General features: G+C 39.3%; 25 protein-coding genes. 13 read left to right on the top strand and 12 right to left on the bottom strand.

The features are described from left to right. Nucleotides 1-30 precede the first annotated feature (30 nt). Entirely contained in the window at nt 31-216 is a 186-nt protein-coding gene (locus tag AC0VYH_RS03020) for a YhzD family protein (protein ID WP_194220017.1), read from the top strand. Between the two features lie 122 nt (nt 217-338). Here AC0VYH_RS03020 and AC0VYH_RS03015 read toward each other — a convergent pair whose 3' ends face one another. Continuing rightward, the gene (locus tag AC0VYH_RS03015) at nt 339-1,820 is read right to left on the bottom strand and encodes an aldehyde dehydrogenase family protein (RefSeq protein WP_194220018.1); all 1,482 of its coding nucleotides are present in this window, start codon (nt 1,818-1,820) and stop codon (nt 339-341) included. A 164-nt stretch (nt 1,821-1,984) separates the two neighbouring features. Further along, nucleotides 1,985-2,836: a Cof-type HAD-IIB family hydrolase gene (locus AC0VYH_RS03010; protein ID WP_404684046.1), complete on the bottom strand. Its 852-nt coding sequence runs from the start codon at nt 2,834-2,836 to the stop codon at nt 1,985-1,987. 195 nt (nt 2,837-3,031) lie between these two features. Here AC0VYH_RS03010 and AC0VYH_RS03005 point away from each other — a divergent pair, with 195 nt between their 5' ends. Next, nucleotides 3,032-3,253 (top strand): hypothetical protein, encoded by a 222-nt coding sequence (locus tag AC0VYH_RS03005; RefSeq protein WP_475373274.1) that lies wholly within the window; start codon nt 3,032-3,034, stop codon nt 3,251-3,253. A 191-nt stretch (nt 3,254-3,444) separates the two neighbouring features. Here AC0VYH_RS03005 and AC0VYH_RS03000 read toward each other — a convergent pair whose 3' ends face one another. Together AC0VYH_RS03000 and AC0VYH_RS02995 are read right to left on the bottom strand one after the other, a co-directional pair. Then, nucleotides 3,445-3,813, bottom strand: coding sequence for a YlbF/YmcA family competence regulator (locus AC0VYH_RS03000; protein ID WP_194220021.1), 369 nt, complete (start codon nt 3,811-3,813; stop codon nt 3,445-3,447). Nucleotides 3,814-3,896: 83 nt separating this feature from the next. Beyond that, nucleotides 3,897-5,039: a DUF445 domain-containing protein gene (locus AC0VYH_RS02995; RefSeq protein WP_475373273.1), complete on the bottom strand. Its 1,143-nt coding sequence runs from the start codon at nt 5,037-5,039 to the stop codon at nt 3,897-3,899. Between the two features lie 127 nt (nt 5,040-5,166). Here AC0VYH_RS02995 and AC0VYH_RS02990 point away from each other — a divergent pair, with 127 nt between their 5' ends. The 10 genes from AC0VYH_RS02990 (at nt 5,167) to AC0VYH_RS02945 (ending at nt 14,619) form a co-directional block, all read left to right on the top strand. After that, complete coding sequence (locus tag AC0VYH_RS02990; protein WP_475366506.1) at nt 5,167-6,525, top strand: YheC/YheD family endospore coat-associated protein; 1,359 nt, start codon at nt 5,167-5,169, stop codon at nt 6,523-6,525. A 12-nt stretch (nt 6,526-6,537) separates the two neighbouring features. Then, on the top strand, nt 6,538-7,599 hold the full coding sequence (locus AC0VYH_RS02985) for a YheC/YheD family endospore coat-associated protein (protein WP_430243180.1): 1,062 nt from the start codon (nt 6,538-6,540) through the stop codon (nt 7,597-7,599). Further along, nucleotides 7,596-8,969: a YheC/YheD family endospore coat-associated protein gene (locus AC0VYH_RS02980; RefSeq protein ID WP_430243179.1), complete on the top strand. Its 1,374-nt coding sequence runs from the start codon at nt 7,596-7,598 to the stop codon at nt 8,967-8,969. The genes AC0VYH_RS02985 and AC0VYH_RS02980 overlap by 4 nt, the downstream gene beginning before the upstream one ends. Further along, nucleotides 8,966-10,129, top strand: coding sequence for a YheC/YheD family endospore coat-associated protein (locus AC0VYH_RS02975; RefSeq protein WP_475373272.1), 1,164 nt, complete (start codon nt 8,966-8,968; stop codon nt 10,127-10,129). The genes AC0VYH_RS02980 and AC0VYH_RS02975 overlap by 4 nt, the downstream gene beginning before the upstream one ends. Nucleotides 10,130-10,173: 44 nt before the next feature. Continuing rightward, nucleotides 10,174-10,395: a DUF5342 family protein gene (locus AC0VYH_RS02970; protein ID WP_194220027.1), complete on the top strand. Its 222-nt coding sequence runs from the start codon at nt 10,174-10,176 to the stop codon at nt 10,393-10,395. 57 nt (nt 10,396-10,452) lie between these two features. Then, nucleotides 10,453-10,668 carry a hypothetical protein gene (locus AC0VYH_RS02965; protein ID WP_194220028.1) on the top strand — a complete coding sequence of 72 codons (216 nt, stop codon included), beginning with the start codon at nt 10,453-10,455 and terminating at the stop codon, nt 10,666-10,668. 173 nt (nt 10,669-10,841) lie between these two features. Then, nucleotides 10,842-11,732, top strand: coding sequence for a PucR family transcriptional regulator (locus tag AC0VYH_RS02960; protein WP_430243175.1), 891 nt, complete (start codon nt 10,842-10,844; stop codon nt 11,730-11,732). 170 nt (nt 11,733-11,902) lie between these two features. After that, entirely contained in the window at nt 11,903-13,000 is a 1,098-nt protein-coding gene (locus AC0VYH_RS02955) for an ABC transporter ATP-binding protein (protein ID WP_430243174.1), read from the top strand. A 175-nt stretch (nt 13,001-13,175) separates the two neighbouring features. Further along, nucleotides 13,176-13,967 (top strand): transporter substrate-binding domain-containing protein, encoded by a 792-nt coding sequence (locus tag AC0VYH_RS02950; RefSeq protein ID WP_430243172.1) that lies wholly within the window; start codon nt 13,176-13,178, stop codon nt 13,965-13,967. Next, nucleotides 13,960-14,619, top strand: a complete 660-nt coding sequence (locus AC0VYH_RS02945; RefSeq protein ID WP_194220031.1) for an amino acid ABC transporter permease — start codon at nt 13,960-13,962, stop codon at nt 14,617-14,619. The genes AC0VYH_RS02950 and AC0VYH_RS02945 overlap by 8 nt, the downstream gene beginning before the upstream one ends. A gap of 37 nt (nt 14,620-14,656) precedes the next feature. Here the strand turns inward: AC0VYH_RS02945 and AC0VYH_RS02940 are convergent, their stop codons facing one another. The 6 genes from AC0VYH_RS02940 to AC0VYH_RS02915 all read right to left on the bottom strand — a co-directional run bounded on the left by AC0VYH_RS02940 (nt 14,657) and on the right by AC0VYH_RS02915 (nt 20,351). Next, nucleotides 14,657-14,905 (bottom strand): hypothetical protein, encoded by a 249-nt coding sequence (locus AC0VYH_RS02940; protein WP_194220032.1) that lies wholly within the window; start codon nt 14,903-14,905, stop codon nt 14,657-14,659. A gap of 76 nt (nt 14,906-14,981) precedes the next feature. After that, a complete protein-coding gene (locus tag AC0VYH_RS02935; RefSeq protein ID WP_194220033.1) occupies nt 14,982-15,197 on the bottom strand; it encodes an alpha/beta-type small acid-soluble spore protein in 216 nt (71 codons plus the stop codon). Nucleotides 15,198-15,975: 778 nt separating this feature from the next. Continuing rightward, the gene (locus AC0VYH_RS02930; RefSeq protein ID WP_430243169.1) at nt 15,976-17,337 is read right to left on the bottom strand and encodes a TrkH family potassium uptake protein; all 1,362 of its coding nucleotides are present in this window, start codon (nt 17,335-17,337) and stop codon (nt 15,976-15,978) included. 254 nt (nt 17,338-17,591) lie between these two features. Next, nucleotides 17,592-18,296, bottom strand: coding sequence for an alpha/beta fold hydrolase (locus AC0VYH_RS02925; RefSeq protein ID WP_475366504.1), 705 nt, complete (start codon nt 18,294-18,296; stop codon nt 17,592-17,594). Between the two features lie 75 nt (nt 18,297-18,371). Beyond that, a complete protein-coding gene (locus AC0VYH_RS02920) occupies nt 18,372-18,944 on the bottom strand; it encodes a hypothetical protein (RefSeq protein WP_194220036.1) in 573 nt (190 codons plus the stop codon). A gap of 3 nt (nt 18,945-18,947) precedes the next feature. Further along, nucleotides 18,948-20,351 carry a SpoVR family protein gene (locus AC0VYH_RS02915; RefSeq protein ID WP_475373271.1) on the bottom strand — a complete coding sequence of 468 codons (1,404 nt, stop codon included), beginning with the start codon at nt 20,349-20,351 and terminating at the stop codon, nt 18,948-18,950. 171 nt (nt 20,352-20,522) lie between these two features. Between AC0VYH_RS02915 and AC0VYH_RS02910 the strand changes: the two genes are divergently transcribed. Then, a complete protein-coding gene (locus AC0VYH_RS02910; RefSeq protein WP_475366502.1) occupies nt 20,523-21,488 on the top strand; it encodes a bile acid:sodium symporter family protein in 966 nt (321 codons plus the stop codon). A gap of 38 nt (nt 21,489-21,526) precedes the next feature. Here the strand turns inward: AC0VYH_RS02910 and AC0VYH_RS02905 are convergent, their stop codons facing one another. Together AC0VYH_RS02905 and AC0VYH_RS02900 are read right to left on the bottom strand one after the other, a co-directional pair. Next, nucleotides 21,527-22,606: a mechanosensitive ion channel family protein gene (locus tag AC0VYH_RS02905; protein ID WP_475366501.1), complete on the bottom strand. Its 1,080-nt coding sequence runs from the start codon at nt 22,604-22,606 to the stop codon at nt 21,527-21,529. A gap of 81 nt (nt 22,607-22,687) precedes the next feature. After that, nucleotides 22,688-23,575 carry an EamA family transporter gene (locus tag AC0VYH_RS02900; protein ID WP_475368373.1) on the bottom strand — a complete coding sequence of 296 codons (888 nt, stop codon included), beginning with the start codon at nt 23,573-23,575 and terminating at the stop codon, nt 22,688-22,690. Nucleotides 23,576-23,623: the final 48 nt, after the last annotated feature.

Raw genomic sequence — 23,623 nt, 5'->3', positions numbered from 1 at the left:
ATCGGTAAACTAAAAGGAGGAGGCGATAATATGGAAAAGTACATTATCACGGCATTCGAAAAAAGCGGAGAGACTGTTCTAGATGAAAGCTTTGACGCACAGGATGACAAAGAAGCAAAAAAAGTTGGCGAAGAACTCTTAAAGCAAAAAGGTTTTGAAAACCATACGGCACGAGTTGTATCCTCTGCTGGTAAATTAATCGTATTAAAAAGATAGCGCTATCATATTTTGATTTTCTGATGATTAGCTGATCGAATTGAAACTTTGGAAGTACTTCACCTAAGAATAGAACATTAAAAAGAACCGCCCGTCCGTAAAGGACGAGCGGTTTTCTACTGTTATTTTAAGTTAATCCAAACGCTCTTCACTTCTGTGTAATTATTTAGTGCATAGGAGCCCATTTCTCTTCCCATACCAGATTGCTTATAGCCACCAAATGGAGAAGCCGCATCAAATGCATTATAGCAATTCACCCAAACAGTACCAGCTTTAATTTTGTTTGCAACATAGTGTGCGGACTTGAGGTTCTCTGTCCATAGTCCAGCAGCTAGTCCATAATTCGAAGCATTCGCTCGCTCGATTACTTCATCAAGGTCTTCAAACGGCATTGCGGCTACTACTGGTCCAAAGATTTCCTCTTTTGCAATGGTCATTTTATCATCCACATCAGAGAAAATCGTAGGTTGGACATAATATCCCTTATCGTAAGGAACCTGTCCTCCAGTAAGTAACTCAGCACCTTCATCCTGCCCTTTTGAAATATAGCTCATTACGCGTTCATGCTGCTCAGCGGATACGAGTGGTCCCATTTGCGTTTCAGGATCCAATCCTGCTCCCTGCTTGATCTTTTGACTATGACTCACTAAATCAGCCATCACATTATCATAGGCTTTCTTTTGTACGAATAGTCTTGATCCAGCACAGCAAACCTGTCCTTGATTAAACATAATACCGCTTAACGCGCCTGGTATCGCTTTTGTCATATCAGCATCTGGTAAAATAATATTTGGTGATTTACCTCCCAGCTCAAGCGTCACTCGCTTCAAATCATTCGAAGCCTGGTTCATAATATACTTACCTACATCAGTTGATCCTGTAAATGCAATTTTATCTACATTTGGATGCTTAACTAGTGCATCACCTGCTGTTTCACCGTACCCTGGTACGACGTTCACAACGCCTTCAGGGAATCCAGCTTCCTCCATCAGCTGCGCTAGATATAGAGCTGAAAGTGGTGTTTGCTCCGCAGGTTTAAGAACAACGGTACACCCCGTCGCTAAAGCTGCTCCAAGCTTCCATGCCGCCATAAGTAGAGGGAAATTCCATGGAATGATTTGTCCAACAACCCCTAAGGCCTCATGACGTGTGTAATTAAAATATGGTCCATTAACTGGAATAGTTTGTCCCATAATTTTTGTTGACCAGCCAGCGTAGTATCTAAAGTGCTCAATCGCTAGTGGTACATCGGCATTCTGCGTTTCACGAATCGGCTTTCCGTTATCAAGCGTATCAAGCATGGCAAGTTCTTCTTTATTTTCTTCCATTAAATCAGCAAGCTTATAAATTAATCGGCTTCTAGCTGACGCAGACATGCGCGACCACGGACCACTGTCGAAAGCTTTACGAGCTGCCATAACGGCTTCATCAATATCTTCTTTCACGGCTTCACTAACTGTTGCAAGCACTTCACCAGTTGAGGGGTTTAGGGTATCAAATGTTCTTCCTGATAACGAATCCTTCCATTGACCATTAATATAAAGTTTTTTCGTTCCTTTCAGAAATTCAGTCACCTTTGGATTCAAGTCGAGTAATTTTTGCATACTATCCCTCCAGAATTCAAAATTATCAAACATTATACATATTAGCGGTTTTTTCGTGAAAGCCTTTTCATTCTGTTAAAATGATTCAAAAGTAACATAAAAAACGCCTTCATTCCCCATAAATCGCCAGGGTTCGATGAAGGCGTCTATATTCTCTTTAACCATTACCTTTTTAATTGAACTCGCATTTGTCTTCTAAAAACTTCTTTAACCATGTAGGATACGCCCTGTTGATCATTTGAGCGGGTTACCCAATCCGCAAGTCGTTTTAGCTCATAAGAAGCATTTCCCATCGCGACACCAAGGCCTGCTTGACGAATCATTTCAGCATCACAATCCGCATCGCCAATTACAACCATTTGATCGACAGATACTCCTAATTTCTCTCCTAAAATGCGCAATCCTTTTGCTTTTGAGACGCCTTTTGGAATGATTCCAAAATTACATTTTGTCGATCGAACAACCGAAATAGAAGGAATTCGCTCTTCTAACAGGAGACGGGCTTCCTCTCTTTCTTCTTCATTAAAGAAATGAGCGTCAATTTTCGGAGGGGATAAATCTTTCTTTTCGAGATACTCACTTAAGGTTTCAACAAAGTTCACGGGGTAGAATAATGGATCTCCTATTCCGAGCGTCATTTTAGCAGATAAGTAATGATTATGCTTTACGCGATTACCAACGGCTAATCGTTCATGAATAATGCGAATATGGCAGTCAAATCCTTCAAGGATCTTAACAATCTCACGAACATCTTGATTGGGTATTCTCTCTTCATAAACCGGTTCTTCAACCTCTTCAGCAATAAACGCGCCGCTATGAGTAACGAGCATCACATCATCTAACTTCACCGCCTTTGCAATTTTCTTAGCAGATGCAAAGTTGCGACTAGTCGTTAGCGTAACGTAAACTCCCTTTTCTCTCACATAGCTAATAGCGTCCTTTGTTTCCTTATCAATTTTATGATTGGATCTAAGCAAAGTCCCATCAATATCTAAGGCAAGAAGTTGATAGACCATTCGGATCCCTCCTGTGTAAAAAGTAGTCCTTATAACACTTATCTCTATGACTCGTAATTCTTGTCTTATCACTTAAATTTATGATAATGACATGTTTGGATGAATTTGGCGTTTAGAATACGGACACCGTGGGAAGTTTTAATATGAAACTAGTTTATTACAAATAGATTACAAATAACGAAAGGGGTTTTACTTATGACCAATGGAAAAGAGAGAATCAGGTTTGACTGCACAGGAGAATTCAATGAACCACACATTTACAAATGCTCTGAATGTGATCATGAATTTCGAGGTACTATTGGAGGAAATGAGAAAAGAGAACTTCAATTAAATTGTCCTGAGTGCGCCATTGAAGAAACGATCATTTCGCAACCAACTCAATTTGAAGTTGTTGGCGTAATAGAAAACGCTTCATAGTCCTTATTTTTTTATATTTTAATACCACCTCTCTCATTTTGTGCTTATTCGATTGAAGCATTTGTTTCACTCGAATAAACCCAAAATCACACAGCAACAAAGGTTATACGCTAACTTACTTCTTATGAACAAGTAATCGGTACTATGAATACAAAAAACGGTTCACCCAATTGGGTGAACCGTTTTTTGTATTATTGCTGAACGTCTTCTTCAGGGCTACCGTAAAGGTCCTCTAGAGGCTTCGTTACGATTTTGTTGATGTCCTGAATAACCTGGCTCATGCGCTGCTCTTGTTGCATCAACTGAGAAATCACTTCATGCTGCTGAACAAGTTCAACTTGTTGTTGAGCCGTTTGAGCTTCTTCCTCTGTGATCTGTTGACCACTCATTTGCTTTTGTTGAAGCTCCATTTGCATGTTACGGAAGTTATCAAAAAGTTTCTTTGCTACTTCATCCTGGTTTACCTGATCATATAACTCTTTAAGCTTTGTGTAGTCCTCGTGCTCACGCATTGCGCTTTCTAATTCGTATGCTACGTCGTAAAGATTTTTCTCTGCCATTGTATATACCTCCTTAGTAAATGAGGATTATTTCGCTCTCATAACCCTGTACTTCACCACTATAACAAAGACTGACACGAAATTCATCCAATAAGGGTAATGATTACTCCTTGAATTAAACCAATCATTCCTCCGAGCACAGCTCCAAGGTACGTGATCATCTTAAATTCGCGACGTGAAATCGAAAGAACCATCTCTTCAAGACGTCCAACAGAGAACGTCTCCACCTGACTTTTCACTACGTCTGCCAGGTGTAGTTGTTCCATGAGTGGCTGTAGATTCTGACTGAGATACTGACCAGCAGCATCTACTAGTCGTGGAACTATGTCTTCAACAATGCGCTCCTTATATGGATCAACTGCTTCCGATAGACTAAGATTCAGAACGTGATTAATTGGGAGTTCATTCACAATGAGATCTGTAACCTCTTTGACAAGTTCTTCTGAATTAAATTTATCTTCAAACGCTGCAATTTTCGTTTCTTTAAGCGAATTCCACTCTTTCTCAAGCATCGTTATGATGACACTTTGAATATCGTCTTGCTTAAGAAGACGAAGTAACTCAGGCTGTACTTTATCTACCAGTCTTGTGTTTGTAAAAAACATGTTAATCATGCTTCCAAGCGTTCCTCGATCTGCAAGATAACGGTCTATCATAACAGAAAGCTTATGTTTGCCCTCAGCAGAAGCAATGTAATCACTAATTTTTGTTAAAACGAGATCAGCAATTGGTTCGATTGAGCTATCAATTCTCGTTTGCATTTTTTCCGGAAGAATCTCAGCTAGTTCTTTATTTTTCAAATCCAATAGTTTCTTTTCAATTTTCCCATTGATGTAGGAGCTTGCATTCGCTCTAATATCTTTGGCTGGATCCTCTAGATGAAGACCTTTCTTTAAAAGTTTTTCAATTTTCTCATCAGACTCTAAAAGTTTAAGAACTTCTTTTTGCGCGTATTCAATCATCGTACGCTTGAATACTGGATCGTTCATTTTTTGCTGTATTCCCTCAGCCGTTAGAAGATGTTCAACGACCATTTTACCTAGCTGGACTGCTAGCTCATCTCTACGTTTTGGAATTAATCCTGGGGTAAATGGAACTTTCCATTTCCCTATATAACGAGCTTCATATGGCCTAAATAGCATTTTAATAGCTAACGAATTTGTAAACCCACCTATAACTGCACCAATGGCAATCATAAATAGGATCGTTATGATAATGGACGACATCGTACCTCAACCTTTCTATTTCTCACGTTCACATAGTAAACTCCATCTTCATAGTATACGATATCCGCTATTGCCTATCCAGTTAAAGGAAGGTAAAAAAAGAAAAAACGTTGAACGAGGGTCTTGAATGAAACATACTGAAAAGATTATTTTACAACCAGAGAATTCAACCTCAGCTCAATCCAATCATACCCTTTCCATTCCAGAAAACATCGCCTCAAAATGGAAGCTTTCAGATACATCACTTAGACTTCGATGTGGCGTGCTTGAGGAATTTGTAACAGTCAAGGTCTATCGCACTTCATCAAGTCATACCGTATATTGTTCACCCGAACTACTAGCTTCTCTGTCTCTTCCAAATCAATCTCTTCCGATTACACTTACCTATAGTCATCAGCAACAAATGCTCTCAATCGGTCCTATTTTCTGTCTTGCGATTAACATTTCTAGACTGAAAGAAACACCATTCGGATCCTATACGGAATTCTGTAAAGAAGTCGCAGAATACTGCGAAGAGCATCATATTCTGTTCTATGTTTACACACTAAAACCGTGGAGTGACACTAAAGTCTCGGGTATGATTTGGAACCAACGTGACTGGGTAGAAGCCACGCTACCCATCCCTTCTGTCATCTATAATCGAATTCATTCGAGAAAGCTTGAGAAATCCGTTTACATTCAACAATTAAAAACCTATTGGCGTGATCAACAGATCCCCTATTTTAATGAATCCTTTCTTGATAAATGGGATGTTCATCAGAAGTTACTTTCTTACGATGAAGTCGCACCCTATCTTCCTGAAACGGTTTTGTTAGAGACAATCGACGATATTCATTTCATGATCGATAAATACCCTATCCTTTATTTGAAACCTTTAAATGGAAGTCAGGGAAAACATATTTTTCGAATCACTCAGAAAGATGATCTCTATTACCTTGATTACTCAAGCTTTAATGGCAATCAAACGCTCACGTCACATTCGCTTCAAAACATTTATACGACCATTCGCTCACGATCTAAAACGATTCCTTATCTTATTCAACAAGGCATTCCCCTAATTGAGGTCAATGGATGCCCCGTTGATTTCCGCATTTTATGCTTGAAAGGTATTGGAGACAAGTGGTCAGTTGTCTCAGCCGTTTCGCGCGTTTCTAGAACAAATGACCAGTTCGTATCCAATATTGCACGCGGCGCGTTACTAAAAAAGTTTGATGAGGGGCTCACCCCCTTAGAGGATTCAATGAAAAGACAAATGAAGCGAATCCTTCCCGAATTGGCCTGTGAGATTTCACAGATCATTGATCGTGAAAGTGAAGGAGTATTTGCGGAGCTTGGAATCGACATGTCTTCTGATAAAAATGGTCACCCCTGGATCATTGAAGTGAACACAAAACCTTCCAAGACTTCTGAAGGAATCACACCAAGTACCTATCGCCCATCGGTTAAAGCACTTATCCGCTTAATTAACTGGTACACGTCATCTTAAAAGGAGCAAGGTATGACATCACTTGGTATTTTACAACGTTCGCTCCAACATGAAGGAGATTACCTTTCTAAATTAGGTGAAGCAGGATCCACTTCTGGATTTAACGTCTATCGTTTTTCTCCAGATCAGCACTTTAGAAATAGTCTTCTAGGAATGAAATACGATCCAAAGACAAAAAAATGGCTGGAAACAAATTTTCCGATTCCTGATTTTATTTATGATCGCTGCTTCCATAATGGTCTCATAACAGAAATGGAAGCCTCCTTTATTAAGTGGTTAAAAAACGAGTCTAACGCTACTTTTCTAGGACACGGGTTACCAGGAAAATGGGCGATATACAAACAATTAAAGCAAAAGCCATTTATAAATCGGCACCTTCCACAAACAGTTAAGCTTCAGCCTGCTACTAGCGCTAGCGTTATATCCGATTTATTAACGAAGCACGAGAAGGTCGTTCTAAAACCAGTGGTAGGTTCTCAAGGAAATGGGTTAATGCTCCTTACCCGAAATCAAAATCAAGTTGATGTTCAAATCAATCATAATGGGAACGTCCTTCATCATACTTATGATACAACCAGTTCTTTCCTCAAAATAATGAGGAGAATTCAAAACCAGCGTGACTATATAGCCCAAGAATGGCTTTCTTTACTTGACCAAAACAACCGACCTTTTGATCGAAGAGTGGTAATGAAGAAAACGTCGATCGAAAGTTGGAAGGAGATTGGCCGTGCTACGCGCGTAGGGAGTTCTGACTCTTTTGTATCTAATTTGCATAGTGGTGGCTCTATTCAAAGTGATCACAAGCTCTCTATTCCCGAAACTGTTCTCCAAGCCGCAGATCAAAAGATTAATCTCCTCTCCCGTTGTATTGCTACTAACCTCGAGAGTACATTTCCTCCGTTGTTTGAACTTGGACTTGATTTCGGAATTGACCGAAGTGGTAAAGTCTGGTTACTTGAAGCCAACTCTAAACCTGGACACAAAGCCATTCAACCATACGATTCTTTACATTTTATACCGTTTCAATATTGCCGGTCTCTCATGAATGAGAAGAAAGGGGTTATCGAATCATGAACACGATTCTTCCATTAAAAAAGGACATTAATTCTCAAGGGAATTTCTATGTTCCTCCAACAAAGTTTAAGGAATGGGTTGACCAAGTTTCTTTTCCGAATCAACTTTGCTTTGGGTCAAGACGCTCATTCTGCACGGTTTCTCCTCACCCTAGTAACAAAGAAGAATACCTTATTTCAGAAGACTTATGGAAAATATTAGGTGTTCCTGAAGAAATGTCTGTTCACCTTTTCGAAAAAGGAAATTCTCTTCATATTGGACCTTTAGTAGGTATTTTCACTGCAGGATTTACTAAGGATAGTATGAGACCTATCGGAGAGCGCAGTATGTATTTTGCCAAGCTACTATCCGCTACCTCTAAGTGTGGTGCTTTTGGCTTTGCATTTGGTGCTCATCATATTGATTGGAAAACGGGAAGCATCAAAGGATTAATGTATAACAAGCGAGGATGGTACAGAGTAACTGTTCCCATTCCTGATGTTGTATACGATCGACTACCGAATCGAAGCTCAGCAAGCATCGAACAAGTAAGCACTACAATGGAGAAACTTCAATCTCAATATTTCACTCCCTGGTTTAACCCAGGATTTTTCGATAAATGGACGATGTTCGAAAAGCTACGTGAAGACTCAATCGTTAAGCCGTATTTACCTGAAACTGTATTAAGTCCTAAGAGCGCCATAATCTCACGTATGTTAAAGGATTACGAACAGATCTTTATTAAGCCTGCCAACGGTAGTCTTGGGCTTGGGATTCAACAAATTCTAAAGCCAGCCGATGAGAAGTATTATTATTGCAGGTTCAGAACGGACAAAGAAAATCGTCTAAGAAGATATACCTCTCTTGCACGCCTTCTTAAAACCCAATATCCAAACGGCATGAACGGTTTAATTGCTCAACAAGGAATTGACTTACATCGGATTAATCAGCGTTCCATGGATTATCGTGTTCATACAAACAAAAACAAAGAGGGGAAATGGGAAGTTAGTGCGATCGCTGCAAAGATTGCAGGAGCTGGAAGTTTAACCACTCACATGGCTTCTAACGGAACAGTTAAAACAATTGGAGAGCTCACTTCTGAATTTGGTATTAAAAAACAAGTTGAAACAGATTTAATGGAAGCTTCCCTGCTACTAAGTCGCGCCATCGATAAAAGAGTTTCAGGCTTTATTGGCGAAATTGGATTTGACCTCGGGATTACAAAAGAAGGGGACATTTATTTATTTGAAGCAAATTCAAAACCTGGAAGAGGCATTTTTGCCCATCCGAGATTGAAAGCGGAAGAAGCCAAAACGAGAACATTACCAATGGAATACGCGATCTTTTTAGCAAGATCCACCATTGAAAAACAGCTGGTTACACCAGTATGATCGAATTATTTTACAGTAGAGAAAATAATCGGTGGCATCAAAAAAGTAGCTATCAATATGTATATTGGGGGAAAGAGCCATCCAGGCTCTCTCCCTCTCCTGCTTTCTCTTCTTCTATTGTAAAGCTTCAAACTCCTCATGATGCCATTCGACCTCTTGTTGGCATTCTGGCAGGGTCTAACTTACATCACCATTTCAGTGGCAATGCAGCGATCTTCAAATCCATTCAAAATGAATTGACTGATTCCGGAGGGCTTTCGTTTGTTTTTACACCTGACGACATTTATCCCTCATATATCAATGGCTATCTCTATGATGCTACATCTCAAAAATGGACAGGTTTTCGCTTCCCATATCCTAATATTGTGTACAATCGAATTCCTGACAGGGCAGAAGAACGCATTCCAAAAGTAAGATCTTTTTTCAACTTGTTGAAGTTAAAAGGCATTCCATTTTTCAACCGATCTTTTTTCCTCAAAAATGAAATACTCGATCACTTAGCTGAGAATGAAGCATTAATGCATCACATTCCAGCAACAGCTTGTTTTACAGATGAGAATCTTAATACATTTCTAAAAACATATTCATCTATTTTCTGCAAACCTGCATCTGGAAGCAAAGGTAGAGGAATATTTAAAGTTAAAACTGTTAAGTCCGGTTTTCTATTCACCGATCACGAAAACACTCGTTTCTTTCCAAATCTCGCCTTAGTTAAAGAACACGTCACTCCCTTAATTCATGAGCAATATTTGATCCAACGTGAAATTGATCTCGCAACTCATAATGAATATCCTTATGATTTTAGAATTCTTTTGCAAAAACCATTAAAAAGGTGGCAGGTCACAGGTATCGGCATAAGAGCTGCACAGAATAACAGCCTGACGACTCATGTTCCAAGAGGAGGAAAAATCCTCCCTTTTCATAAGGTGGCCACCAATGACGATGAAATTCGGGTAAGAGAGCTCGCTATTCGCACTGCAGAATCACTTGAAGAAAAAGAAAAGATGCTTGAATGCTCTTTGGACATTGGAAAAGATAGCGAAGGACATTTCTGGATTTTTGAAGCGAATTCGAAACCAATGCGTTTTGATGAACCACTTATTCATCAAGCATTTATACGTTCTCTCCTCACTTCTTTTCGAACGTATTCTGCGTATTAGCTTCCTATGTTATGATGATAAAAAAGGTGATTTGGGGGAATACCATGATTTCGCACTTTCAATATAAATCAGTTGGATCAAAAATAAGAAAACCTAAATGGGAAGTATCTTTTTTCTATCAGGGAACATATTATCGTACTCTTTATCTCCATACTGGCCAATTCGAATGGTATCAACCTGCTCCACCTGAATCGGAGCAAAACAAACTGCAATCTCAAATTCATGAGCTCATGCTTTTTCACGTCTATGAACAGCAGGACTCATAATTCTCCTGATTTCTTCACATAATAACCCTATTCAAAGAAATAGGGAGATGAAAAAGGATGCCGAATAAAAGAACTGAAGACTCTCAGTACGAAGGTCGCGATAAATACGATATGGACATTGACCGTATGGTTAATGAAGGAATGGCCGGCGGTGCCGTTCATCAAAGTTACAAGCAGGCTCAAATCGAGGAAGCTATTCCACTCATGGAACAGGAGCCTCCACATCGTTCAGGTAAACAAAGAAAAAATGATGATCAACAAAACTATTCATAATCACATAAAAGTAAATGCTGTTCATTCGTTCACTGAAACTGAACGAAGACAATCACGGCTAATTTAGAAAAGAACCTCTTACACATATAGAGGTTCTTTTCTTTGATTCATTATTAATTTGTGTTCATCATTACGTTATACTATATGTTAACTGTTACTTAGGAGGGGCACTTATGAATGCAAAACTAGCTGAACTATATGGAAATGATTTCGTCGTTACCTCCGATCAACCTGATCTTTTCCACTGGTATAGAACAACCGATGGTGAACGATTTGGCATACGTAAAACGCGACTAACAAACGAGGAAAATGAGTTATTAAATGCCTTCTTCCCTACTGTCCGACTGGAAAATGAGTCCATGACTCTTACCCAAAAAAAATGGACATCTCTTCTTTTTGAGGACGATCTCAGCGTTGACCTTACAATAGATCTCCCAATTCGATACATACATTTCAACCTCAAAAATGCTCCATCAGATCTATCCGATTTCACAGAAGCCATGACCGGCTTATTTTCAGAAGAAACTGTACTCCTATTTGAAAATGACAAAGAAGGTCTGCTCGTTCAAACAAATGAATTTGACGAACAGATGGTAGATGAACTTAAACAAACAGCTGCTGCACTTACTGCCGACTTTTTCACAGGCATGTCTCTTTTTGTCGGACAAACGATTCAACAATATGATAACAGCCATTTAAAACGGATTTATAAAGCCGAAAAAAAATGGTTCTCAACAGGACGAAATCTTATGCCATCACAAATGGTATTTACGCACCAGGATATGGTCCCGTCCGTCCTCTTCCACGAGGCAAGTGACGAATCGATTGATTACTTAATTAAAGCTATCGAACCCGTACAACATGACACAGAGCTTTTGAAGAGTATTCGCATCTACTTAGAATCTAACTTAAATATTACTCTTGCAGCCAAACAACTTTATGTACATCGAAATAGTCTTCAATATCGTGTGGATAAATTTATAGAGAAAACAGGAATTGATGTAAAAAGTTTTCAAGGAGCTGTGATGGTTTACCTTTCTCTTCTTGCGATGGAACTGCGTTAATAAACGCAGTTTTTTTACCTTTTTCAACAATATTACGTATAAATAATGGCATTTCGTACAGAATGCACAAAACCTAATGGTATTTTTGTGCACGCTCCCAATTTACGATAGCGTTTTCATAGAGTAGACTTAGAACTAGCAAAAGAGTTCATTTCTTAGGAGGCATTAACATGGCAGAGATCGCTCTCAATCACATTTACAAAAGATATGATAACAAATTTGAGGCAGTAAAAGACTTTAACCTGGATATTAAAGATAAGGAATTTATTGTTTTCGTAGGTCCTTCTGGTTGCGGTAAATCAACGACGCTTCGTATGATTGCCGGCCTTGAAGATATCTCAGATGGAGACCTCGTTATTGGTGATCGTCGCGTCAACGACGTTGCACCAAAAGATCGTGATATCGCAATGGTATTCCAAAACTATGCCCTGTATCCTCACATGAACGTATACGATAACATGGCATTCGGATTGAAACTACGCAAGTTCGACAAAAAAGAAATTGAGCGCCGCGTAACGGACGCTGCTCGTATTCTTGGGCTTGAAAGCCTATTAGATCGTAAACCTAAAGCACTCTCTGGTGGTCAACGTCAGCGTGTAGCATTAGGACGAGCGATTGTTCGTGATCCACAAGTGTTCTTGATGGATGAGCCTCTTTCAAACCTTGATGCAAAACTTCGTGTTCAAATGCGTGCTGAAATTTCTAAGCTTCATCAGCGTCTACAAACAACGACTATCTACGTTACTCACGACCAAACTGAAGCGATGACGATGGCAACGCGTATCGTTATTATGAAAGATGGGCTTATCCAGCAAGTAGGCTCACCAAAAGAAGTATACGATGCACCTGACAACGTCTTCGTTGGTGGCTTTATTGGATCTCCTGCAATGAACTTCTTCAGCGGTACATTAGAAGATGGCTATTTCAAGCTAGGTGATATTCAAGTGAAAGTTCCTGAAGGAAAAATGAAAACCCTTCGTGAACAAGGATACTTGAACAAAGAAGTTATGCTTGGTATTCGTCCTGAAGATATCCATGATGAGCCTGTCTTCATCGAATCTTCACAGGATACTAAAGTAAGTGCTGTCATTGATGTAGCCGAATTGATGGGTGCTGAAACATATCTTTATTCCAAAGTAGCTGATCAAGATTTTGTAGCTCGTGTTGACTCTCGTACGGATATTCAAAATGGTCAAAACATCAGCCTTGCTTTTGATATGAACAAATGTCACTTCTTTGATACTGAATCAGAACTGCGCATTCGTTAATAAAATGATAGGGAAAGCTTCCTCTTAAACCGAGGAAGCTTTTTTTATTTATCTTCTTGCATGAAGCGGTAAATTAACGTCAATAATGTTTCTTGATTGACTTTAAGTTAAATGCTAACTACAATAAATTTAGAATTCACATCAATTTTGTAGGAATTAAAAGGAGGATGTTATTTTGAATAAAAAATGGATGCTAGGGTTGGTGCTTGCATTAACACTTACTGTACTTGCTGCCTGCGGTAGCAATGATAATACAGAAAATAACGAAGAAGGCAGTTCAAAAGAGCAAGAAACCCTATTAATTGGAACAGAAGCAACTTATCCACCATTCAGCTATCGAGATGATAATAACGAAATTACAGGTTACGATGTCGAGGTTGCACGTGAAGTTGCCGATCGTATTGGAATGAAAGCCGAATTTAAAGCGATTGAATGGAAAGGACTTCTATCTTCACTTGAAACAGAACGCATCGATATGGTCGCCAATCAAGTAACGATCACAGATGATCGTAAAGAGCAATTTGATTTTACAGAACCATACACTTATTCAGGTGGACAAGTGATCGTTAACGAGAATAACGATGATATTAAAGGTATAGAAGATCTTGAAGGAAAAACCGTAGGAACTACCCAGGGAAGTAACTATGCTCAGGCTGCTGAAGAAGCTGGTGCTGAAACGAAAATCTACAAGGGCGCTAACCAGGTGTTAACAGATCTTAGTAACGAACGTAACATTGAAGCAGCGATGAATGATCGTCTCTTCATTTTAACTGAGCTTCCTGAACAGGATTATAAAGTAAAAGGCGTTGGAGAAACATTCAACAAAACAGAAATGGCCTTTGCCCTACCAAAAGGAAACGAAGAGCTTATTGAAAAGATCAACGGTGCACTACAAGAAATGAAGGAAGATGGAACGCTTGCAGACATTTCTAAAGAATATTTTAATGGAGAAAATGTAAGTGAGTGAGACAACTGATGTGTTAATAAATTCTTTGCCCTTTCTTCTGGAAGGGGCGAAGAATACACTTCTACTTAGTTTCTTTTCAATATTTGGTGCCCTATTAGTTGGTTTATTCATCGCTTTGTTACGTCTTTCAAAAAGCAAAATCGCATCTGGAATAGCGAAATTGTACGTCTCGTTCTTTAGAGGCACACCTCTTCTTATTCAATTATTTATTTTGTATTATGGTCTTGTTTCAGTGGATATTCAATTAACAGCCTGGCAGGCCGCCTACACTGGACTTATTTTACATTTTGGTGCTTATATTTCAGAGTCATTTCGCGCAGCTATTCTCTCCCTATCAAAGGGACAATGGGAAGCCGCAATGTCACTCGGTATGAAAAAATCGTTAATTTACAAAGAGGTTATCCTACCTCAAGCATGGAGAAGAGCCATTCCACCGGTGTGGAATTCTTTAATTGATATCGTTAAAGCCTCTTCTCTTGCTTCAGTACTTACGATTTCAGAATTAACCTATAACGCAGATCAAATTGCCGCATCAAACTTTAAAGTCTTACCAATCTTATTAACAGCAGCCTTCATCTACTGGTTCTTTACAACGATTCTCAATGTCATTCAAAGCATTCTTGAGAAAAAACTATATATCCCTTCTTCTTAAATGGAGACAAAGAGCTGCCAGACAAGGCAGCTCTTTGCTATGTACTCCATTCTTCAATTAAGTAAACATCATTCCAACCACAAGTTGGACATGATAGAAGATGAGGACATTCATGTGCTTTACTTATGAATCCGTCCATTTTTTTAGTCGACTCAATCGATTCATAGGCACTGTACTCATCGTAATACTCTGCTTCTCTTCCCTTATCTGTTAGTTTATCTTCACATACCTGACAAACAAGCTGGATAGCAGCAAAGCTATTACAGAGTGGACATTCAAAAGACATGCTACCCTCTCCTTCTATGTATCAAATCACGCAAGAAGGGATGGACAAGTCCACCCCTTACAGCCATGGTATAAAATTATTTTTGGTAACCGCCAAGCTGTTGTTCAGCCATTTGAACCAAACGCTTTGTGATTTCTCCACCAACAGATCCGTTAGCGCGAGAAGTTGAATCTGGACCAAGTTGCACTCCGAATTCAGTAGCGATTTCATACTTCATCTGGTCGATAGCTTGAGCTACACCAGGTACTACAAGGTTGTTAGAGCTTCCTTGTCTGTTTTGTTGTTGAGCCATGTCAATCACCTCCTTTGTACAACTAGTTTGTGAATTCCCGATATTTATATACCAATTTTTTTTGGTAAATATGACCATGAAAAGCGGAGCGGGCCTGCTTAAATCCGCAGGATGTTGGAGCCCATGAGATTGAGACGCTTTTTGTCTCATTCGAGTGGGCGAAACAGCCAGAGGATTTGGCCCGCGTAGCTAGACATGAAAAGCGGAGGCGAGCGTTTAGAAACGGAGATATTGGAACTCTTGAACTAGAACACGCCTTTTGTGTTCTGGTGAAAGAGTGAAATATCGCAGTTTCTGCGAGTCGCAGCTAGACACGAAAAGCGGAAGTGGGCGTTCAGACACGGCAGGCACTGGAGCCTTTTCATTTGAACACGGTCTTTGTGTTCGGATGAAAAGGTGAAGTGACCGAGTGTCTGCCCACTGCAGCTAGACATGAAAAGCGGAGACGAGCGTTTAGAAACGGAGATATTGGAACTCTTGAACTAGAACACGCCTTTTGTGTTCTGGTGAAAGAGTGAAATATCGCAGTTTCTGCGAGTCGCAGCTAGACACGAAAAGCGGAAGTGGGCGTTCAGACACGGCAGGCACTGGAGCCTTTTCATTTGAACACGGTCTTTGTGTTCGGATGAAAAGGTGAAGTGACCGAGTGTCTGCCCACTGCAGCTAGACATGAAAAGCGGAGACGAGCCTTTAGAAACAAAGATATTAGAACTAAAGAAAACTTAAAGAATTAAACACAAAAAAAGCAAGAGGATCATATACTCCTGCTTTTTTATAATTAACCTATAATCACTCGTTCAGTTGGATAATGGTATCTTTCCCGAAGAACTGTTCCTCGAATAAGGAAGAGGAACGAAAGAATTCCAATTCTACCAATAAACATCAAACACATGATAACAATTTTGCCAAAAGTACTTAAACCTGGTGTCACGCCCATCGATAAACCTGTGGTACCAAAGGCTGACGATACTTCAAAAATAATAGCCACGATTGGATATGGTTCTGAGAAGGAAAGCATAATAATTCCACAGCTCCACACGATAATCGCCACGGTAAACACAACAAAGGCTTTATGAATATCCTCATGATGCAATTCTCGTCCAAACACTTTAATTGACGTACCACCCTTTGCAAAGAAGAAAATAGCGAGTAGCACAATCGCAAATGTAGTTGTACGCACACCGCCACCTACGCTACTTGGAGAAGCACCAATAAACATTAAGGCTGACATCAACAACTGTGTAGGCTCTTGAAATTGATTTACATCCATTGTAGATAGGCCACCACTACGCGTTGTCACTGATTGGAACATGGCATAGAAGAACGATTCATGCCAATTCTTACCGGCAAAGAATGAATTCGCTTCAAATGCCCAAATAAGGATAGCTCCTGAAACAACGAGTACAAAGAAAGTCATTGTTGTTAATTTAGTAAATAAAGAAAATTTATATCGATGGCTATTCTGTCTAGCAAATAAAAAGTTTTTAACTTCAATTAACACAGGGAAACCAATGGCTCCTGTGATAATTAATAATATATGAATAAATTGAACGAAATAGTCATGTGCAAATGGCTGAAGAGAACTTCCCGTAATATCAAAACCGCCGTTTGTCGTTGCACTTACTGCAGCAAAAAATCCCTGAAGGTAAGCTTCCTGCCATGTCTCAAAGAAGCGAAGGTAATAAGTACCAAGGACAAGAGCGCCAACTAATTCAATTATGAAAATTAATCCAAGAATTTGCTTCATCAATTGTACTAAGCCAGACAATGTGGATTGGTTTTGATCAGTCATTATCAGCTGTCTTTCTTTTAATCCGATCTTCTTGCCCATCACAAGCCAGACAAACGTACCAAGCGTCATAATACCAATCCCGCCAATTTGAAGGACAGCAGCAAGAATAAAGATTCCAGGAACGCTAAAAGTATCCGATATCGACACAACAGAAAGACCTGTCACGCTTACCGCACTCACGGCTGTGAATAAGGCATCAATAAAGGATAGCTGCACGCCAGATTGATGGGCAATCGGTAAACCAATTAGAAAGGTAGAAACCGTTACCGCTATTAAATAAAACAAAACGATTAACTGAACAGAAGTTAACCGTATCCGTCGAAAACGAGATCTTAACAAAGCATCCACAGCCTTTTCACGTAATACATTCTTCCATCCCCTCTGAGGGTTGGTTCATCACATTCCCTATCTTAACCCATATACGCTCTCTGTCAATCTCTTTCCTATATCATCCATTATTGAGAATCTTCTTACGTATTATTCCTCATTCCCGTTTCTTTAAAAAGAATCCCTAAATAATTGGCACGCTTGAGTAAAGTAAAACGTGACAAAAGAAATAAAACCAAAATAAAGAACCATCATAGACGGCTCTTTATTTTGGTTTATTCTTCTATCCACGTTGTAATTGTTCGAACAGCCTCGTTGATTTGTTGATCAGAAGTGAGGGAACCTGGGTTATCACCTTTTTGTTCGCCATACATGCCGTAGTTGGCATGGTTGCCCCCTTCAATAATGTGTATCTCTGCTGAAGAAGAGAGCAACTCTTCTTTTTCTTTTTGATCAGATAGGACTGCCACTCCATCATCTTTACCATAGATCGTAAGCGTCGATATAGACAGTTCAGACATATCTTCAATTGGATAAGCTGCAAGTAAAAACAACCCTTGGATTTCATCAGGATGTTCGATAGCAAATGATGATGCCACAGCGCCTCCGAGAGAATGACCACCAATGTACCATTCCCCTACATCGTCATATTTACTTATCATTTCAGATGCTTTATCTCCATCTAAAATGGCCAGGTTCAACGTCAGACGAGGGATCACTACAAAATAACCTTCCTCAGCAAGCTGGTGAGCTAAAAAAGCATATGCCTCTTCCTCTACCTTGCCGCCTTGATAGAAAATAATCCCCTTGTCAGCATGTTGTGATCCAAATGTTAATTCACTTTCATTTGACTCTTCCATGTACTCTAAAGCTTCCTGTGTTGGTTCATAAGACGCTTTTGCCCAGAAAAAGAAGACGATCGCAAGAACTAGTAATATCAGTGGAACGATAACTAACAGTCGTTTCATGAACTTCTTCATTTGAGATCCCCTTTATATGTGCATTATCACATATATAATACGATAGATCTCATACCTTCACAATAGTTGCATCGGTTAAAATGAGCGTTGTTTTCCCAGGCTAAGAAGCGAATTAATTTCACATTGATATACCTTCGCTTCTTTTGGACCTATTGCTTCTCCCACCTTGGCTTGAAGGATTGTAAGCCGTTCTATCTCTGATTGAGTTAAATAAACTGGCGATGGACTCATAATCCCTTTAACAACTGAGCCATTTGTTTCGCTCTCGTAGTGATACGTTTGAATGTTTTCACTCTGAAGCCGGTTGTTATTTTGTTCAACAATTTGATCTGTTTTTTGCTCGATATAACGCTTTAGAAAAGCGCTGCTCCCGAACCCTGTAAGTAGCGCTAAATAGAGTAAGTATTGACCTGAAGCTGTTTCAATAAATAATAACGTCGTTAATATCCCACCAATTCCACCAACTAGTGGCTCTTTTATTGATCCAATATTATAATAGACTGCATTATTTTGTTGATTGACTACTTTTCGAAACCGTTGAAATTCACCTGAGATCAGGATATTACCAATCCCTCCTAAAGCACCAGCTAGCGTTATGGAGAGTAGATACAGCCAGAAATGATCGCTTAAGTCACTCAGGAAATCCATTTGCTACAAGTACCTACGATGCAACTTCTTTCCATCATATGAAAAGAGAACTTCCTTATCCTCCACTCGCGTTTCCATATGAACCGGGCGCCCCCATAATTGATGTACATACGGTAGAACTCGCTCTAAATATTGAAGATCAAGCTCTGTATCTTCAAAAGAATGATGAAGGTACATTTCTCCAGCTTTCATGTAGTTCCCGTCGCTTACAGTTAAATATGGGAATCCACCATTTACTCTCATTGTCACTAGCTGATCACGAATATGCTCCCATTCTTTATTAACTATTTTGTAATCGCGTCCCTTCTTTTGGAACAAATACAAATCTTCTTTATATACAAGATCCTTTGTAAGGTAATTCCTAATAAATGAAATATCAGCTTCCACTTCACGAACTTCAAACATCTTCTCTCTTCCTTTACCTACTTCGAATCCGCGCTGCTTCATTTCCTCTGTAGGATGATCATACACTTCCTCAATATGCTCAAAGATTTTAAGACCGAGGTAATAAGGATTAATGCGTGTTCGTGAAGGTTGCACAACATTTGCATTGAGTGAAGCGAATTCAATTGCTTCATCCGTCGTTAAATCCATTTCACGAAGAATTCGCTGATGCCAATAACTTGCCCATCCTTCATTCATGATCTTTGTTTCAAGCTGTGGCCAGAAATACAGCATTTCCTCTCTCATCATCGTCATAATATCTCGCTGCCAGTCCTCAAGCTCCGCGCTATATTCCTGAATGAAGAGAAGAAGATCCTTTTCGGGTTGCGGTGGAAACTTCTTCTTTTTCGTCGGAGCTGGCTCGTCCGCTAGCTCATCCTTATCGATTGACCACAAATCATTATATCGAGAATCAGGCTTCACTGGAATCGGGGTTTCATCTTGAAGATTATACGTCAATCTTGGTCTCATTATCGAAGGATCAATATGTTCTTGTATGGAGAGAACAGCGTCAAGAAAGCTCTCCACTTCAGCCTTTCCATAGTGATGCTCATAATAAGCGATCCGTTCAGCGGTTGCTGTCATACTCTCAACCATGTCTCTTCGCGTATTTGAAAAACGAATATTATTCTTAAAGAAGTCACAGTGAGCAAGTACATGAGCAATAATGAGTTTATTCTGAATTAAACTATTCGTATCTAACAGAAAGGCGTAGCATGGGTCAGAATTAATAACAAGCTCATAGATTTTACTTAGCCCCAGGTCATATTGTAGCTTCATCTTATGAAATTGCTTACCAAAACTCCAATGTGAGAAGCGAGTTGGCATTCCATAAGCTCCAAACGTGTAAATAATGTCTGCTGGACATATCTCATAACGCATAGGGTAATAATCGAGCCCAAACCCTTTTGCTATTTCTGTAATCTCTTCTATAGCGTAAAAGATTTCTTTCTCTGTAGACATGTCATTCCCTCCTAAATGAATTGCTTACTAATATGTATGACCGGACAAGTAGGTTCATGAGTAACGTGAAAAAATCGTTATTCAAAAATGTTTTATTAAATTGTCAGATTCTATTGAAAATTGCACGAATAGGCGTATAATCAGGATTAAATTTTCTAAGGATGTGATGAAATGAGAGCTCTTGAGAAGGCAAGTCATTTTGCGGGGAATACTTTTGCGATTTGGGTCATTCTTTTTGCAGTACTCGGGTTTATATTCCCTAATGGATTTACATGGATTACATCATACATAACGATCTTACTCGGAGTTATTATGTTTGGCATGGGGATGACCTTATCTGCAAAGGATTTCAAGGAAGTAGTGAAACAACCAAAAAGCGTTGCTATCGGTGTAGCTGCACAATTTATTGTTATGCCTTTGCTCGCTTACGGTCTGGCCGTTATTTTTCAATTACCAGCTGAAATTGCTGTCGGTGTAATTCTGGTTGGATGTTGTCCTGGGGGGACTGCTTCAAACGTCATCACTTACTTATCGAAAGGAAACACAGCTTTATCAGTAGCGATCACAGCCGTTTCTACACTACTGGCTCCTTTAGTAACACCTGCTCTCGTTCTCTTATTTGCGAGTCAATGGCTACCTGTATCTGCAGGTGATCTTTTCCTTTCCATCTTCCAAATGGTCGTTATTCCCATTACACTTGGCTTTGTAGTAAAACTAATTTTTAAAGAAAAAGTTGCTGAGAGTATTAAAGTCCTTCCACTTGTTTCAGTTATCTCAATCGTCGCTATTGTTGCAGCAGTCGTTGGGGCAAGCAAAGACCGGATTGCAGAAACGGGACTCATTATTTTCTCAATTGTTATTCTTCATAATATACTTGGCCTTGTCGTTGGCTACTTTCTTGCCAAATTAATGCAACTCCCTGAACCCGATCAACGCGCCATCTCGATTGAAGTCGGGATGCAAAATTCTGGTCTAGGCGCAGCACTTGCTTCTGCTCATTTTAATCCCATCGCCGCAGTACCAAGCGCTATTTTTAGTGTATGGCATAACATCTCTGGTCCGATCCTAGCTACCATTTGGAGCAAAAGAAAACCTTCTACTAAAGAGCAAAAAGCCCTTACTAAAAAAAGCGCATAAGAAAAGGCAGGTCTCTCCATGGAGGACCTGCCTTTCTTTTAGTTATACATTTTCTCTTCTTCATGTGATGGAGTAGTTTCCACATGGAGAGTTTGTGTAGGAAATGCAAAAGCAACATGTTCTTCTTCCATTATTTTCATAATTTTAAAATTCACATCTTGTTTTACATTCAAAAAGTCCCCCCACGTGGTTGTGTTGGTAAAGAAATAAAGAAAAACATCAAGGCTGCTATGATTAAACTCATCAAATGACACAAATATAGTCTCGGGATGAATTTCTTCATGATCGCGAAGCATTTTCTCAATTCGATTAATACACGTTTCAAGTCTTTCTGATGGTGTATTATACGTTACTCCTAAATGAAAGGTAATTTGCCGCTTACCCATTTTGGACCAGTTCGTAATATTCTCATTCGCTAATCGCGCGTTCGGAACTGTCACCAGCGCCTGGGCAAAAGTACGAATTTTAGTACTTCTAAACGTAATATCCTCAACCACGCCTTCTACACTCGGTGTTTTAATCCATTCACCGATCGAAAATGGCTTCTCAGTAATGATCACTATTCCACCGAAGAAGTTTTCAATCGTCTCTTTTGCAGCAAGAGCAAACGCTAAACCTCCAAGTCCAAGCCCAGTAATGAAGCCGTTAACGTCATAGCCGAATTCTCCTGCGATAACACTAAACGTCATAGCAACAATTAAAAGACGAAGTGTTTTTGATAGAAATGGAATAAGAAGCTGATCAATTTTTAGATTATATTTGCTGTTAACTGTTTGGAAAAACAGTGATGACGATGAGGAAAGGTTATATAATCCCCATGCAGTAAGAAAAATTAACGACGATCTCATAATCTCTTTATAAAATTCATTATGATGATCTAGGAATGACACATAACGTACAGAAATATACAAACCAATTATTACGAATAACATTCGTAACGGCCTCTCAAAAGCAAGGAAGAGGTGTGTGAAAAATTCTGTAGAAGACTTTCTACTTAATTTAAGAAAAACATTAAATATATATTTCGCGAAAATTTTCCTCATTACTAGAAAAAGAAGGAAAATACCGAGTGCAATACCAAGTTCAATCCATGTGTCTTGAATACGTAACAATTCCATTACGCAACTTCCCCTTTACAAAAATAGGTTATAAGGATATACATTCGTTTTCTAGAACTTGTATTTGTCAGTTACAGAGAATTATGCTGCTTTTTTTTCTGACTGTTGGTCATAGCTTACATTCCACTGGGAGATGACAATGCCAATCAAAATCAACAAAACGCCTCCCCATTGAACAAGATGAACCGCTTCGTGAAGAAAAATCGCCGATAAAAGCACTGCCGCTGGAAGCTCTGAGGAACTTAAAATCGTTCCAACACTTGAACCTACTTTAGGTACACCAATGGCCATAAATAAGACCGGAAATATATTTCCGAGAAGCGCTAAAAACAAACCAAACATCCACCATTCACCTGATATATCCCCTTGGAAAAGTGACTCAGGGGAGAACATAGTTAAGACGAGAATACCAGCTATTGTAACCATATAAAAGCTTTTTTGAACAGCAGGAACTTCTGCTGATGTTTTACTCATAATAAAAATATAGATGGCAAAACAGATTGCTGCAAGAAGACCCAGTAAAATACCGATCGGATCATAAATGAATTCCTTAGCTCCTACTACTCCACTCGCTAGAAATGTCCCTATGAGGAGAATAATAACTGATACGAACGTTTTAGGTTCTGGCCATCTTTTTTGACTGAGAGAATCAAGTAGGAGGCCGATCCAAGTGAATTGAAAGAGAAGAAGCACCGCAATAGAAGCTGGCAGTTTGGATACAGCAAGCGTATAGAAAATAGAAACACAACCGATAGCCACTCCACCGATTAGAATAAATTTTAAGCCTTGTAATTTTAGTTTTTTCTTAGAAAGAACAACGAGAACTATTAGAACGAGCCATCCAATAAAGAATTGACCAGCTAATAATTCTCCTACTGAAAATCCTTTAGAAATCCCTATTTTCGTAATTGTAGACAATGAACCTAAACTACATCCTGCAAATAAAACAAGTAATACATATTTCCACATTCGATGATCCTCCCATCATTTATCTCATGCTTACCTTTTTTAAAGGAA

It is taken from the genome of Anaerobacillus sp. QJM3NY_32 (assembly GCF_056173645.1).
The sequence above is the reverse complement of the archived record's forward strand: the minus strand, read 5'-3'. Positions and strand labels throughout refer to the sequence as shown.